Origin of the sequence: Bradyrhizobium sp. (genome assembly GCF_035652035.1) — a bacterium.
Classification (GTDB): domain Bacteria; phylum Pseudomonadota; class Alphaproteobacteria; order Rhizobiales; family Xanthobacteraceae; genus Bradyrhizobium.
The window spans coordinates 111,357-124,367 of record NZ_DASREO010000102.1 but is presented as its reverse complement, the minus strand read 5'-3'; the positions used below and the strand labels follow the sequence as shown (position 1 = coordinate 124,367).

At 63.4% G+C, this 13,011-nt stretch carries 9 protein-coding genes; 4 read left to right on the top strand and 5 right to left on the bottom strand.

Annotated features, from left to right (window positions below; all coding sequences use genetic code 11):
• Positions 1-341, top strand: a 341-nt coding sequence (locus VFB05_RS29160) for an Lrp/AsnC family transcriptional regulator (RefSeq protein ID WP_325019048.1), incomplete at its 5' end; no start/stop codon positions are given.
• Here VFB05_RS29160 and VFB05_RS29155 read toward each other — a convergent pair.
• The 4 genes from VFB05_RS29155 to VFB05_RS29140 all read right to left on the bottom strand — a co-directional run bounded on the left by VFB05_RS29155 (position 338) and on the right by VFB05_RS29140 (position 6,673).
• A complete protein-coding gene (locus VFB05_RS29155; RefSeq protein ID WP_325019046.1) occupies positions 338-1,837 on the bottom strand; it encodes a phosphomannomutase/phosphoglucomutase in 1,500 nt (499 codons plus the stop codon). The genes VFB05_RS29160 and VFB05_RS29155 overlap by 4 nt on opposite strands.
• A 132-nt stretch (positions 1,838-1,969) precedes the next feature.
• Positions 1,970-2,482 carry a TIGR02281 family clan AA aspartic protease gene (locus VFB05_RS29150; RefSeq protein ID WP_325019043.1) on the bottom strand — a complete coding sequence of 171 codons (513 nt, stop codon included), beginning with the start codon at positions 2,480-2,482 and terminating at the stop codon, positions 1,970-1,972.
• Between the two features lie 171 nt (positions 2,483-2,653).
• Positions 2,654-5,146, bottom strand: coding sequence for an ATP-dependent helicase HrpB (gene hrpB, locus VFB05_RS29145; RefSeq protein ID WP_325019041.1), 2,493 nt, complete (start codon positions 5,144-5,146; stop codon positions 2,654-2,656).
• A gap of 207 nt (positions 5,147-5,353) precedes the next feature.
• Positions 5,354-6,673, bottom strand: a complete 1,320-nt coding sequence (locus VFB05_RS29140) for a UDP-glucose/GDP-mannose dehydrogenase family protein (protein ID WP_325019039.1) — start codon at positions 6,671-6,673, stop codon at positions 5,354-5,356.
• 177 nt (positions 6,674-6,850) lie between these two features.
• Here VFB05_RS29140 and VFB05_RS29135 point away from each other — a divergent pair, with 177 nt between their 5' ends.
• Positions 6,851-7,915, top strand: a complete 1,065-nt coding sequence (locus VFB05_RS29135) for an acyltransferase family protein (protein ID WP_325019036.1) — start codon at positions 6,851-6,853, stop codon at positions 7,913-7,915.
• Between the two features lie 12 nt (positions 7,916-7,927).
• On the opposite strand, the gene VFB05_RS29130 is transcribed toward VFB05_RS29135, so the two are convergent.
• Complete coding sequence (locus VFB05_RS29130; protein WP_325019034.1) at positions 7,928-8,899, bottom strand: quinone oxidoreductase; 972 nt, start codon at positions 8,897-8,899, stop codon at positions 7,928-7,930.
• Positions 8,900-8,995: 96 nt separating this feature from the next.
• Between VFB05_RS29130 and VFB05_RS29125 the strand changes: the two genes are divergently transcribed.
• Both VFB05_RS29125 and polA read left to right on the top strand, forming a co-directional pair.
• Positions 8,996-9,841 (top strand): LysR family transcriptional regulator, encoded by an 846-nt coding sequence (locus VFB05_RS29125; RefSeq protein WP_325019032.1) that lies wholly within the window; start codon positions 8,996-8,998, stop codon positions 9,839-9,841.
• Between the two features lie 74 nt (positions 9,842-9,915).
• On the top strand, positions 9,916-12,960 hold the full coding sequence (gene polA, locus VFB05_RS29120; protein ID WP_325019029.1) for a DNA polymerase I: 3,045 nt from the start codon (positions 9,916-9,918) through the stop codon (positions 12,958-12,960).
• The last annotated feature ends 51 nt before the right edge of the window (positions 12,961-13,011 follow it).

The following is a 13,011-nucleotide window of genomic DNA, read 5'->3' as shown; positions in this document are numbered from 1 at the left end:
GGCTGGAGGCCGACGGCGTCATCCTCAAGCGCGTGGCATTGATCGACCAGGACAAGATCGGGCTCGGCATCACCGTCTTCGTCTCGGTGGAGACCGGCGACCATTCGCAGGAATGGCTCGGCCGCTTCGCCGAGGTGGTGGGCGCCATGCCGGAAGTGATGGAATTCTACCGCATGGCCGGCGATGTCGATTACATGCTGCGCGTAATCGTGCCGGACATCCAGGGCTATGACGGATTCTACAAGCGGCTGATCGCGTCGGTGCCGCTGAAGAACGTGACGTCGCGCTTTGCGATGGAAAAGATCAAATCGGTGACGTCGCTTCCAGTGCCGGCGAACTAGATCTTCTGATTGTATTCGCCGACTTCGCCGTGCGTGCGCAGCACCGAATCCATCGCCTCGAACATGTCGCGCATCCGCTGTTCCGAGACCGGGCTCTCGACCACCACTACAAGCTCCGGCTTGTTGGAGGACGCGCGCACCAGTCCCCAGCTGCCGTCCTCGACGGTGACGCGCACGCCGTTGACGGTGACGAGGTCGCGGACTTTCTGGCCCGCGACCTTCTCGCCGCGTTTTTGCAGCCCTTCAAAGTGCTTCACCACCTGATCGACGACGCCGTACTTGGCCTCGTCGGCGCAGTGTGGCGACATGGTCGGCGATGACCATGTCTTCGGCAGAGCGTTCTTCAGGTCGGCCATCGACTTGCCGGGAGCGCGATCCAGCATCTCGCAGACGGCAATGGCCGACACAAGCCCGTCGTCATAGCCGCGACCGAATGGCTTGTTGAAGAAGAAGTGGCCGGATTTCTCGAAGCCCGCGAGCGCGCCCATCTCGTTGGTGCGGCGCTTCATGTAGGAATGGCCGGTCTTCCAGTAAGCAACTTTCGCGCCCTGCTTCTGCAACACGGGATCGGTGACAAAAAGCCCGGTCGATTTCACATCGACCACGAACTGCGCGTCCTTGTGAATCGCCGACATGTCGCGCGCCAGCATGACGCCGACCTTGTCGGCAAAGATCTCTTCGCCGGTATTGTCGACCACACCGCAGCGGTCGCCGTCGCCGTCAAAGCCCAGGCCGACATCGGCCTTGTGCTTCAAAACGGCATCGCGGATCGCGTGCAGCATTTCCATGTCTTCCGGATTGGGATTGTATTTCGGAAAAGTATGGTCGAGCTCGGTGTCGAGCGGAACGACCTCGCAACCGATCGCTTCCATCACCTGCGGCGCGAAGGCGCCCGCCGTGCCGTTGCCGCAGGCGACGACGGCTTTCAGCTTGCGCTTGAGTTTTGGGCGCTTGGTGAGGTCGGCGATGTAGCGCGCCGGAAAATTCTCGTGAAACTGATAGGAACCGCCGACCTTGTTCTTGAACTCGGCGTTGAGCACGATGTCCTTCAAGCGGGTCATTTCGTCGGGGCCGAAGGTGAGTGGCCGGTTGGCGCCCATCTTGACGCCGGTCCAGCCATTGTCGTTGTGCGAGGCCGTCACCATCGCGACGCAGGGCACGTCGAGCTCGAACTGCGCAAAATATGCCATCGGCGTCATCGCAAGCCCGATGTCGTGAACCCGGCAACCGGCGGCCTGCAGCCCCGAGAGCAACGCGTATTTGATCGAGGCCGAATAGCCGCGAAAATCGTGGCCGGTCACGACTTCCTGCTTGACGCCGAGCTCGGCAATCAGCGCGCCCAGCCCCATGCCGAGCGCCTGCACGCCCATCAGGTTGATTTCCTTGCCGAACAGCCAGCGCGCGTCGTACTCGCGAAAGCCGGTGGCCTTCACCATCGGCTCCGACTCGAACGCGTAGGTATTGGGAACCAGGACGGGCTTTGGCTTTGGAAACATTCGGCGGCCTATGGTGACATACAACGATATGGCCGAAGCCATAGCGAATGCGCTGGCCCGATGGAAGGCCGCTTTATCGAGTTAATTGGGGCGAATTCGAGAAAGGCTAAGGCGCGCCGCCGGCAATGATCGTCACTGCTCCAATACCATCTTGCCGTTGGCGGTGGCGTATTCGAACCGCCTCAGCTTCGACAGGAACGATAGCCCGAGCAGGTTTTCCGACAGCGCTTCGTCAGGCAGCACCATTGCATCAACATCGCGCACGATCAGACCGCCGACCTCGACCATCGCCAGCCGTGCCGGCGCGGCCTTCACGGTGCCATTCGCCGTCGTCACCGTCGCCCGGTAGTCGTTGCGCGACGGGCGCAGCCCGAACCGCGCCGCCGAGCTTTCGTTCAAGGCGACGACGGAAGCGCCAGTGTCGACCATAAAGGCAATGCGCTGGCCGTCGATCCGTCCTTCGGTCGCGAAATGGCCACGCCCGTCGCGGGGGATGCTGAGGCTGCGCGTACCGGCCTGACCTGCCGGAGTGACGACCAAGTGCGCCGACGGCGTCGCGGAGGCTGGTGCCATCTTGTCGGCGACCTGCGCCATGAAGGTGCCGAGGCCGATCATGATCGCGGCAAAAATCATAATGTTACGCATGACGCCACTCTCGACTACGCGCGGATTTGCCAATTTCAACACGCGCGCGACAAAACCGCGACCGGCGGCAAACCATCAGAGCGGCAATTTTGGCGAAAAGGATGAGCGAAGGGTTAACGAATTCATCACGCGCGGGAGCGCGTGCCCGCGGTCCTTTTCTCACATGCCCTTTTAGGTGCCTTTGGGCTTGACGCGGCGGGTCGGCATCGCGCTCGCCGGATCCTCCGGCCAGGGATGGCGGGGATATCGACCGCGCAAATCGGAGCGCACCGCCGCGTAGCTGCCGCGCCAGAAACCTGGCAGATCGCGTGTCACCTGCACCGGGCGGTGCGCCGGTGACAGCAATTCCAGCACCAGCGGAATGGCGCCGCGTGCGATCGAGGGATGGCTGGTCAGCCCGAACAACTCCTGCAAGCGCACCGCGATGGTGGGCCCCTGCTCGGCCTCGTAGTCGATCGCGAGTTGCGTTCCCGTCGGCGCCTCGAAATGCGTCGGCGCTTCCTTATCCAGCCGCGCGCGTAGAGACCACGGCAAAAGAGTCTGCAAGGCTTCCAACAGATCGCCGGCCGAAAATGCCTTCAACGAGGTCTTGTCGAGCAGAGCCGGCACCAGCCAGGTCTCGCGCTGGGCTTTGAGCGCATCATCCGACAAATCCGGCCATGGATTGTCGGATGACGCACTCTCGGCGCCACGGAGATACATCACGCGATCGCGCCATTGCTTGATCGGCTTCGACCATGGCAGACGGTCGAGACCTGCCGCGATCAACCCATCGGCGAATATCCGCGCCGTTTCTTCCGAAGGCTCAAGCGCCAACGGCGTCTCCGACAACGTGATCGCATGCAAGGACTTCCGGCGCCGCGCCCGCAGAGCCATCGCACCGCGATCGAAGGAGATTTCATCCGCATTTTCGATCTGGTCGGGGAAACGCGCTTCGATCTCTTCCATCGTGATCGGTGCGGCCAGCAGGATGCGGCCCTGCATGGCCGTACCCGTCAGTTCGGCCACCGCAATATAGGGCGCGCGCGACAGCGCAGTCGTCGGCTCGATCGCGGCGCCACGCCCATTGGCCAGCACAAAGCTGCCGTTGCCGCGATTTCTGGCAACACGATCGGGAAAGGCGAATGCCAGCATCACGCCCGTTGAAGGCAGCTCGTCATCTTTTGGTTTGGCCCGGTCGCCGGCCGCCACTTGCGCGGCCCAGCGTTGCGCCTGGCCGCGCGCAGCTTCCGCCCGCTGCGAACGATCGCGGTGAAACATCTCAAGGCGCACATCCAGATCGACATGGTCGCCGCCGAGTCCGCGCTCGGTGAGAACGGCGGCGATCTCGGCCGCAGCGCGGCCGCTACCCAAACGATGCGAATCCACGATCATCCGCGCCAGCCGCGGCGGCAGCGCCAACGCCCGCAGGCTGCGGCCCTCGTCGGTGATCCGCCCATCCACATCGAGCGCGCCGAGTTCGCGCAGCAATTCGCGCGCTTCCTTCAAGGCTGGTGCGGGAGGGGAATCGAGAAAAGCCAGGCCTGCAGGGTCGCTCACGCCCCATTGCGCGAGATCGAGCACCAGCGACGACAGATCCGCGCTCAGGATTTCCGGTTGGGTATAGGCCGCGAGCGACGCCGTCTGCGGCTCGTCCCAGAGCCGGTAACACACGCCGGGTTCGGTGCGCCCGGCGCGACCGCGACGCTGATCGACCGCCGCGCGCGAGGCCCGCACAGTTTCGAGCCGGGTCAATCCGATATCCGGCTCGTAGCGCGGCACGCGCGCGAGGCCCGAATCGACAACGATCCGCACGCCTTCGATGGTGAGCGACGTCTCCGCAATTGAAGTGGCGAGCACGACCTTGCGATGGCCTTTGGGCGCCGGCGCGATCGCGCGGTCTTGCACGGACGCATCGAGCGCGCCGAACAGTGGCACGATTTCAATCGAGGCGTCGTGGATGCGCTCGCTGAGGAAATTCTGCGTGCGGCGGATTTCGGCAGCACCGGGCAAAAAGGCCAGCACCGATCCGGGGTCGGCGCGCAGTGCGGTCGCGATCGCATCCGCCATCTGCCGCTCGACCTGTACGTCGGCCTTGCGGCCGAGATAGCGCGTCTCGACTGGAAAGGCCCGGCCTTCACTCGCGACAACAGGCGCATCGCCCAGCAATTTGGCGACCCGCGCGCCATCGAGCGTCGCGGACATCACGAGGATGCGCAAGTCCTCGCGCAGGCCGGTTTGTGCGTCGCGTGCCAGCGCCAGCCCCAGATCGGCATCGAGCGAGCGTTCGTGAAATTCGTCGAACAGCACGGCGGCGATACCATTCAGTTCGGGATCGTCGAGGATCTGACGCGAGAAGATTCCTTCGGTCACCACTTCGATGCGGGTGGCTTGCGAAACCTTGGAGCCGAAGCGGACGCGGTAGCCGACGGTTTCGCCAACTTTCTCGCCAAGGGTATGCGCCATCCGCTCGGCGCTGGCGCGCGCGGCTATCCGACGAGGCTCCAGCACGATGATCTTCTTGGCCTTGGTCCACGGCTCATCAAGCAGTGCGAGCGGCACGCGCGTGGTCTTGCCGGCGCCAGGCGGCGCAACCAGCACCGCGGCATTATGGCCGGCAAGCGTGCGCGGCAGATCGTCCAGGACGACATCGATGGGAAGCGGCGTATCGAAGCTGCGGGGCAATTTTACCGGCTCGGGTTGAACCCTCTCCCCTTGCGGGAAGGGGTGGTTTCGAGCGTGAGCGAGAAACCGGGTGAGGGGTTCAGGTCTTCGGGAGAAACAAGACCTCTCACCCGGCTCGAATTTCGCTGTCGCTCATCCGAGCCACCCTCTCCCACAAGGGAAGAGGGAAAGAAAGAGCCAAACGAGGTGCAAAGACGAGGCCTTGCCTCACCCCTTGGCTTCGGGCGGGCGACCGACGCTTTCGTAAGTAAAGCCGCGCGCTGCCATGTCCTCGGGACGAAAGACATTGCGAAGATCGACAACGACGGGATGAGCGAGTTCGCTCTTGAGGCGATCGAGATCAAGTCCACGGTATTGCGCCCATTCGGTGACCACCACCAGCGCATCGGCGCCGCGGGCGCAAGCGTAGGGATCGTCGCTGTATTCGATGTCGGGCAGTTCGCGCCGCGCCATTTCCATGCCGACCGGATCATGCGCGCGTACCCTGGCGCCCATATCGAGCAGGCCGGTCACCAATGGAATCGACGGCGCATCGCGCATGTCATCGGTGTCGGGCTTGAAGGTGAGACCGAGCACCGCGACCGTCTTGCCGCGAAGGTTGCCACCGACGGCACCGGAGACCTTGCGCGCCATCGCGCGCTTGCGGTTGTCGTTGACCGCAAGCACCGCTTCCACAATGCGCAATTGCACGTCGTGATCGAGCGCGATCTTGACGAGCGCCTTGGTGTCCTTCGGAAAGCACGAGCCGCCAAAGCCGGGGCCAGCGTGCAGGAACTTGGTGCCGATGCGGTTGTCGAGCCCGATGCCGCGCGCCACTTCCTGCACATTGGCGCCGACCTTTTCAGACAAGTCCGCCATCTCGTTGATGAAGGTGATCTTGGTCGCGAGGAAGGCATTGGCGGCGTACTTGATCATCTCCGCCGTGCGCCGGCCCGTGAACATCAGGGGACCCTGGTTGAGCGACAACGGCCGATAGATGTCGGCCAGAACTTTGCGGGCGCGCTCATCGAGAGTGCCGACCACGATGCGGTCGGGGAATTTGAAGTCACGGATCGCAGCACCCTCGCGCAGAAATTCCGGATTGGACGCAACCGCGACATCGGCCGAGGGATTGGCCTCGCGGATCAGCCGCTCGACTTCGTCGCCGGTGCCGACCGGCACAGTCGACTTCGTGATCACGACCGTGAAGCCTTTCACCGCAGCAGCGATCTCGCGCGCAGCGGCGTAGACGTAGCTGAGATCGGCGTGGCCATCGCCGCGGCGGGACGGCGTGCCGACCGCGATGAAGACGGCATCCGCTTCGGCGACCGGCCCGGTGAGATCGGTGGTGAATTTCAGCCGGCCAGCCTTCGCATTGGCGGCAACGAGCGCGTCGAGCCCGGGTTCGAAGATCGGAATCTCGCCACGGTGCAGCGCTGCGATTTTGCCCTCATCCTTGTCCACGCAGGTGACGTCGTGTCCGAAATCGGCAAAGCAGGCGCCTGACACCAGCCCCACATAGCCCGTGCCTATCATGGCGATATGCATCTGAAATCCTGTCGAAAATGGTTAACGGGACTGATTCGTCGAATCCGTCTTAGAGCATTCTGTCACAAACCAAAAACCGAACGGACACATGACAGTGGCATGTCAATTGCGTGAATAAAGGAGAATGAAACCGATACGGCCGATGATGCGCCAAAGCCACCCCAAAAAGGGACAGCCATGACTTCCAGCGGCACATCTGCCGTTACCGTTACCAGCCAGACCGGCCCCGGCCGGGTCGACTGGGTCGACTACGCGAAAGGCATCTGCATCGTTATGGTGGTGATGATGCACTCGGTGCTGGGCGTGGAATTGGCGTCCGGCCAGACCGGCTTCATGCATCCGCTGGTCGCCTTCGCCAAGCCGTTCCGGATGCCGGATTTCTTCCTGATTTCCGGGCTGTTCCTGCCGGTTGTCATCGATCGGGACTGGCGCACCTACCTTGATCGTAAAGTGGTGCATTTCGCCTATTTTTACGTGCTCTGGGTCACCATTCAATTCGGCTTCAAGGCGCCCGCTTTCGCGGCCGAAACGAGTTGGGCCCATGCCGGATACCTTTATCTGGAATCCTTCATCGAGCCATTCGGCACGCTGTGGTTCATCTATCTGCTGCCGGTCTTCTTCGTGGTCACGAAGGCGACGCGACGTTGGCCGCCGCTTTTGATCTGGGGCCTCGCCGCACTCCTTGAGATGATGCATTTTTCGACCGGCTGGACCGCGATCGACGAATTCGGCGCGCGCTTTGTCTATTTCTACACCGGCTATCTGTTCGCTGGCCGCGTGTTCACGCTGTCGGATCGCGCACGAAACGAACCATGGCTTGCGCTCGCCGCGCTGGCGCTGTGGGCGCTCGTCAACGAGAGCCTCGTGCAGCTTGGCGTCAGCGAATGCCCTTTTGTTTCACTGGCGCTTGGACTTGCCGGCGCGTGCGCGATTATCACCATCGGGACGCTCTTGGCTCGCATGCGCTGGTTGAATTTCCTCCGCTTCTGCGGCGAACATTCGATCGTGATCTATCTCGCCTTTTTCCTGCCGATGGCTGCGACGCGGACGATCCTTCTGCGCACCGGCATGATCCACGATATCGGCGCCATCTCGCTGACAGTGACGCTGTTCGGCGTCTTCGGCGCACTGGCGATCTGGCGGATCGCGCTTCATGTCGGGGCGAACTTCCTGTTCGAACGCCCCGACGCGTTCTGGATTGCGCCGAAGAAAGCAAGCCCGGCGCTACAAGCGGCCGAGTAAATCTCACTTCCGCTATGGCTTGAGATAAAGCGCGCCGGAGGTGCGGCCGGCTTCGAGATCGGCGTGCGCCCGTGCGGCGTCAGTCAAGGGATAGGCTTGGCCTGAGACCTTGAGGATGCCGCTCGCAATTCCCGCCAGCGCTGCGTCTGCCGCTGCACGATACGCCTCCGTCTCGTTCATGTAGGCCATCACGCTCGGCCGGGCGAGCGAGAGGCTGCGGCGCGGCCCGAGATCGCTGACATCGACGGGCGGAATCGGCCCACCCGCCTGGCCTGTGCTCGCCACCACGCCAAACGGCCGCACACACGCGAACGTTTTGGCAAGCGTCGCACCGCCGACGCCGTCATAGGCAACATCGACGCCGCGCTTGCCGGTGAGGTCGCCGACGGCTTGCGCAAAATCCGCGTCGCGCCCGACAATGACGTGGCTCGCGCCGGCCTGACGGGCGATGGCGGCCTTCGCTTCCGAACCGACGGTTGCAATGACGGTTGCGCCGAGATGGTTTGCCCAACGTGTCAGCAACTGCCCAACGCCACCGGCCGCGCTGTGGACGAGCAGCGTCGTGCCGGATGCCACCGGGTAGACCCGGAACAATAGCATGTGCGCGGTGATCGCCTTGACGAAAGATGACGCGACGGCCTCGTCGGACAGAGAGTCCGGCAGCTTGACCGCCCGCCACGCCGGAAGGTTGCGTTCGGCCGCATAGGCGCCGACCGGCGCGCCGGCATAGGCGATACGGTCGCCGGCCTTGACTGACGTGACACTGGCGCCGAGCGCCGCAACCACCCCGACCCCTTCGACGCCCGGGATGTTGGCCGGCGGCATCGGGTACAGACCCGAACGCTGGTAGATATCGACGAAATTCACGCCGATGGCGGTCTGGCGAATGCGGACCTCATCGGCGGCGGGCGGCGGCAGTTCGACCTCGGCGACTTCGAATTGCTCGACGGTGCCCTGTGTCTTGACGCGAACGACTGTGGTCATGGCTTTTCCTCATCATCTGTTGGAAACGGACTATGGCGAGCGATGCGAATATGCGAAATTCCCCATATCTGCGCCCCTGATGTGAGATTTTGCACAATGGCAGACTGGGAAGATCTCCACCATTTCGTGACGCTCGCCCGCGAAGGCACGCTGTCGGCGGCCGCACGCACGCTTGGTGTCGACCACGCGACCGTGGCGCGGCGGGTGGCGGCTCTGGAGGCGTCGACCGGACTGAAACTGGTCGATCGTCGTGCGCGCGCCACAACGCTAACGGACGACGGCAAGCGCATCGCGGCGGTCGCGGCTCCCATGGAGGAAGCGGCGTTCGCGGTCGGGCGCGCGGCACAGGCCGCAAAGCCCGGCCTCGATGGCGAGGTCTCGATCAGCGCACCGCCGAATTTCGCGAGCTCGGTGATCGCGCCACAACTTGTGCGGCTGCGGCAGCAACATCCCGGCATCCGCATCAAACTGATCGGGGAAAAGCGCCAGGCTTCGCTCAGCCGCCGCGAGGCCGACATCGCGCTGCGGCTGATGCGTCCCGTGGAAGCCGGATTGTTCGTACGCAAGATCGGCAGCTTCGGCTTCAGCCTCTACGGCGCGCCAGGTTACCTGGAAAAGACCCCGCCGCATGCGCTCGCCTTTATCGGCTATGACGCCTCGATGGCGACCTCGCCTCAGGAAATCTGGCTGCGCGGAATCGTCGGCGAGCGCGAGGTCCTGCTGCGCACCAACGATCTCGAGACCCAGGTCGCGGCGGCCCGCGCAGGCCTCGGCGTTGCCGCATTGCCTCACTATCTCGGCGATAGCGACCCGCACCTGCAACGCCATGTGGTGACGCAAAAGCCGGTCAGCCGCGACGTCTGGCTTGCGGTGCATCGCGACTTGCGTCAGGTCCCACCGGTGCGCGCTGTGCTGGAATTTCTGGTGAGCTGCGTAAAATAAGACAAGCGAAAAATCCGGTGCGCGAAATTGCTGAACCGGGTGTCAATGGGAGCAAAAATCCCTACATTGCAGCCATGCCAAAGCCCTCCCCGAAAGCCGCTCCCAAACCCGTCGCCGCCAAAGCCCTTGCCAAGGGCGACCATGTGTTTCTGGTCGACGGTTCCTCCTATATTTTTCGCGCCTATCACGCGCTGCCGCCGCTGAACCGCAAATCCGACGGGTTGCAGGTCAACGCCGTGCTCGGCTTCTGCAACATGCTGTGGAAACTGCTCCGCGACATGCCGCCGGACAGCCAGCCGACACATCTCGCCATCGTGTTCGACAAGTCGGAAGTCACCTTCCGCAACAAGCTCTATCCGGATTACAAAGCGCATCGTCCGCCGGCGCCGGACGATCTCATTCCACAATTCGCGCTGATCCGCGACGCCGTGCGCGCGTTCGACCTGCCATGCCTGGAACAGATCGGCTTCGAAGCCGACGATCTGATCGCGACCTATGCGCGGGAAGCGAGCGAGCGCGGCGCCACCACGACCATCGTGTCGTCGGACAAGGACCTGATGCAGCTGGTCAACGAAAAGGTGACGATGTTCGACACCATGAAGGACCGCCGCATCGGCGTTCCCGAAGTGATCGAGAAATTCGGCGTTCCGCCCGACAAAGTGGTCGAGGTTCAGGCGCTCGCGGGCGACTCCACCGACAATGTGCCGGGCGTGCCTGGCATCGGCATCAAGACCGCGGCGCAACTGATCGTCGAATATGGCGACCTCGAAGGGCTCTTGAAGCGCGCCGGTGAGATCAAGCAACCGAAGCGGCGCGAGGCGCTGATCGAGAACGCCGAGAAGGCCCGGATCTCGCGGCAGCTGGTGCTGCTTGACGACAAGGTCAAGCTCGACGTGCCGCTCAACGACCTCGCCGTGCATGAGCCCGACGCGCGCAAGCTGATCGCGTTCCTCAAGGCGATGGAATTTTCCACCCTCACCCGCCGCGTCGCCGAATATTCGCAAGTCGACCCCGCCGACGTGCAGGCCGACCAGGGCAAAGCGAGCGCGTTCTCGCCGCTGCCGCTGGCCGAGAAGGTCGATGAATCCGGCAACGCGCCGGGAGGCGATCGGGGTGGCGATCTGTTCGCGGGCGAGAAACCGCCTGCAAAGGGCAAGGCAGCAGCAGCCGGCAAGCCGGGCGACCGAAACGACAAGGCCTCGAGCCTCAAGGGCACGCCGCAGGCGCTTGCGGCCGCGCGCGCCGAGGAAGCCCGCAATACGCCTGTCGATCGCAAGAAATATAAGGCCATCCGCGACATGGCCGATCTGAAGGCCTGGATCGCCCGCGCGCGTGAAGCCGGTCAGTTCGCATTCGAGGCCAAGGCGAGTTCAGAAGATCCGATGCAGGCCGAAATCTGCGGCATCGCATTGGCGCTCGCCCCCAACGATGCAGCTTACGTTCCGCTCGCCCACAAGCAGGCCGGCGACGGCAGCGGGCTGTTCGCCGCTGGCCTTGCGCCGGATCAGATCAAGGTCACTGAGGCGCTCGCCGCGCTCAAGCCGCTTCTGGAGTCGCCCGGCATCCTCAAGATCGGCTTCAACATCAAGTTCGGCGCGGTGATGCTGGCGCAGGCCGGGATCACGCTTCGCAATTGCGACGATGCGCAGCTGATGAGCTATGCGCTCGACGCCGGTCGCGGCTCGCACGACCTCGACAAGCTTTCGGCGTCCTGGCTCGGCCACACCACGATCACGCATGGCGAATTGATCGGCAGCGGCAAGAACAAGCTCTCTTTCGATCAGGTGCCGATCGAGAAGGCGAGCGAATATTCCGCCGAAGACGCCGACGAGATCTATCGGCTATGGCGCCTGTTCAAGCCGCGCCTCGTCGGCGAGCGCATGAACGTGGTCTATGAGACGCTGGAGCGGCCGCTGGTTTCGGTGCTCGCACGGATGGAGCGGCGCGGCATCTCGATCGATCGGCAGGTGCTATCGCGGCTTTCGGGCGAATTCGCACAGACCGCAGCAAGGGTCGAGGCCGAGATTCAGGAGATCGCAGGCGAGCCGGTCAATGTCGGCAGCCCCAAGCAGATCGGAGACATCATCTTCGGCAAGATGGGCATTGCCGGCGGCACCAAGACCAAGACCGGCGCGTGGTCGACCTCGGCGCAAATCCTCGATGATCTCGCCGAACAGGGTCACGAGTTTCCGAAGAAAATATTGGAGTGGCGTCAGGTCTCGAAACTGAAATCGACCTATACCGACGCGCTGCCGACCTATGTCCACCCGCAAACCCATCGCGTGCATACGACCTACGCGCTGGCCGCGACCACCACGGGGCGACTGTCGTCGAACGAGCCGAACCTGCAGAACATTCCGGTGCGCACCGAGGACGGCAGGAAAATCCGCCGCGCGTTCATCGCCTCTCCCGGCCACAAGCTGGTGTCGGCGGACTATTCGCAGATCGAGCTGCGGCTCTTGTCCGAGATCGCCGACATTCCCGTACTGAAACAAGCTTTCCGTGACGGGCTCGACATTCACGCTATGACGGCGTCGGAAATGTTCGGCGTCCCCGTCAAGGACATGCCGGGCGAGGTACGCCGCCGCGCCAAAGCGATCAATTTCGGCATCATCTACGGCATCTCGGCGTTCGGCCTCGCCAACCAGCTCGGCATCGCCCGCGAGGAAGCTTCCGCCTACATCAAGAAGTATTTCGAGCGCTTCCCGGGCATCCGCGCCTACATGGATGCGACGCGTGATTTCTGCCGCAGCCACGGCTATGTCGAGACGCTGTTCGGCCGCAAGTGCCACTACCCCGACATCAAAGCGTCCAATGCCTCGGTCCGCTCCTTCAACGAGCGCGCCGCGATCAACGCGCGGCTTCAGGGTACGGCCGCCGACATCATTCGCCGCGCCATGATCCGCATGGAAGAGGCGCTCACCGAGAAGAAGCTCTCTGCGCAGATGCTGCTGCAGGTGCACGACGAACTGATCTTCGAGGTGCCTGAGGACGAGGTCGCGGCGACGCTGCCGGTAGTCCAGCGTGTGATGGAAGACGCGCCGTTCCCGGCGGTGGTTATGTCGCTACCGTTGCACGTCGATGCCCGCGCCGCCAACAACTGGGACGAGGCGCATTAGCCAAAAGAAAAACGCGGCGGGATTTTCCGCCGCGCTTTCGATCCGTCTTGT

Excerpts from the sequence above, each read along its gene's own strand:
- VFB05_RS29155 (WP_325019046.1), bottom strand. The coding sequence starts at position 1,837 with ATGTTTCCAAAGCCAAAGCCCGTCCTGGTTCCCAATACCTACGCGTTC.
- VFB05_RS29150 (WP_325019043.1), bottom strand. The coding sequence starts at position 2,482 with ATGCGTAACATTATGATTTTTGCCGCGATCATGATCGGCCTCGGCACC.
- VFB05_RS29140 (WP_325019039.1), bottom strand. The coding sequence starts at position 6,673 with ATGCATATCGCCATGATAGGCACGGGCTATGTGGGGCTGGTGTCAGGC.
- VFB05_RS29135 (WP_325019036.1), top strand. The coding sequence starts at position 6,851 with ATGACTTCCAGCGGCACATCTGCCGTTACCGTTACCAGCCAGACCGGC.
- VFB05_RS29130 (WP_325019034.1), bottom strand. The coding sequence starts at position 8,899 with ATGACCACAGTCGTTCGCGTCAAGACACAGGGCACCGTCGAGCAATTC.
- VFB05_RS29125 (WP_325019032.1), top strand. The coding sequence starts at position 8,996 with ATGGCAGACTGGGAAGATCTCCACCATTTCGTGACGCTCGCCCGCGAA.
- polA (WP_325019029.1), top strand. The coding sequence starts at position 9,916 with ATGCCAAAGCCCTCCCCGAAAGCCGCTCCCAAACCCGTCGCCGCCAAA.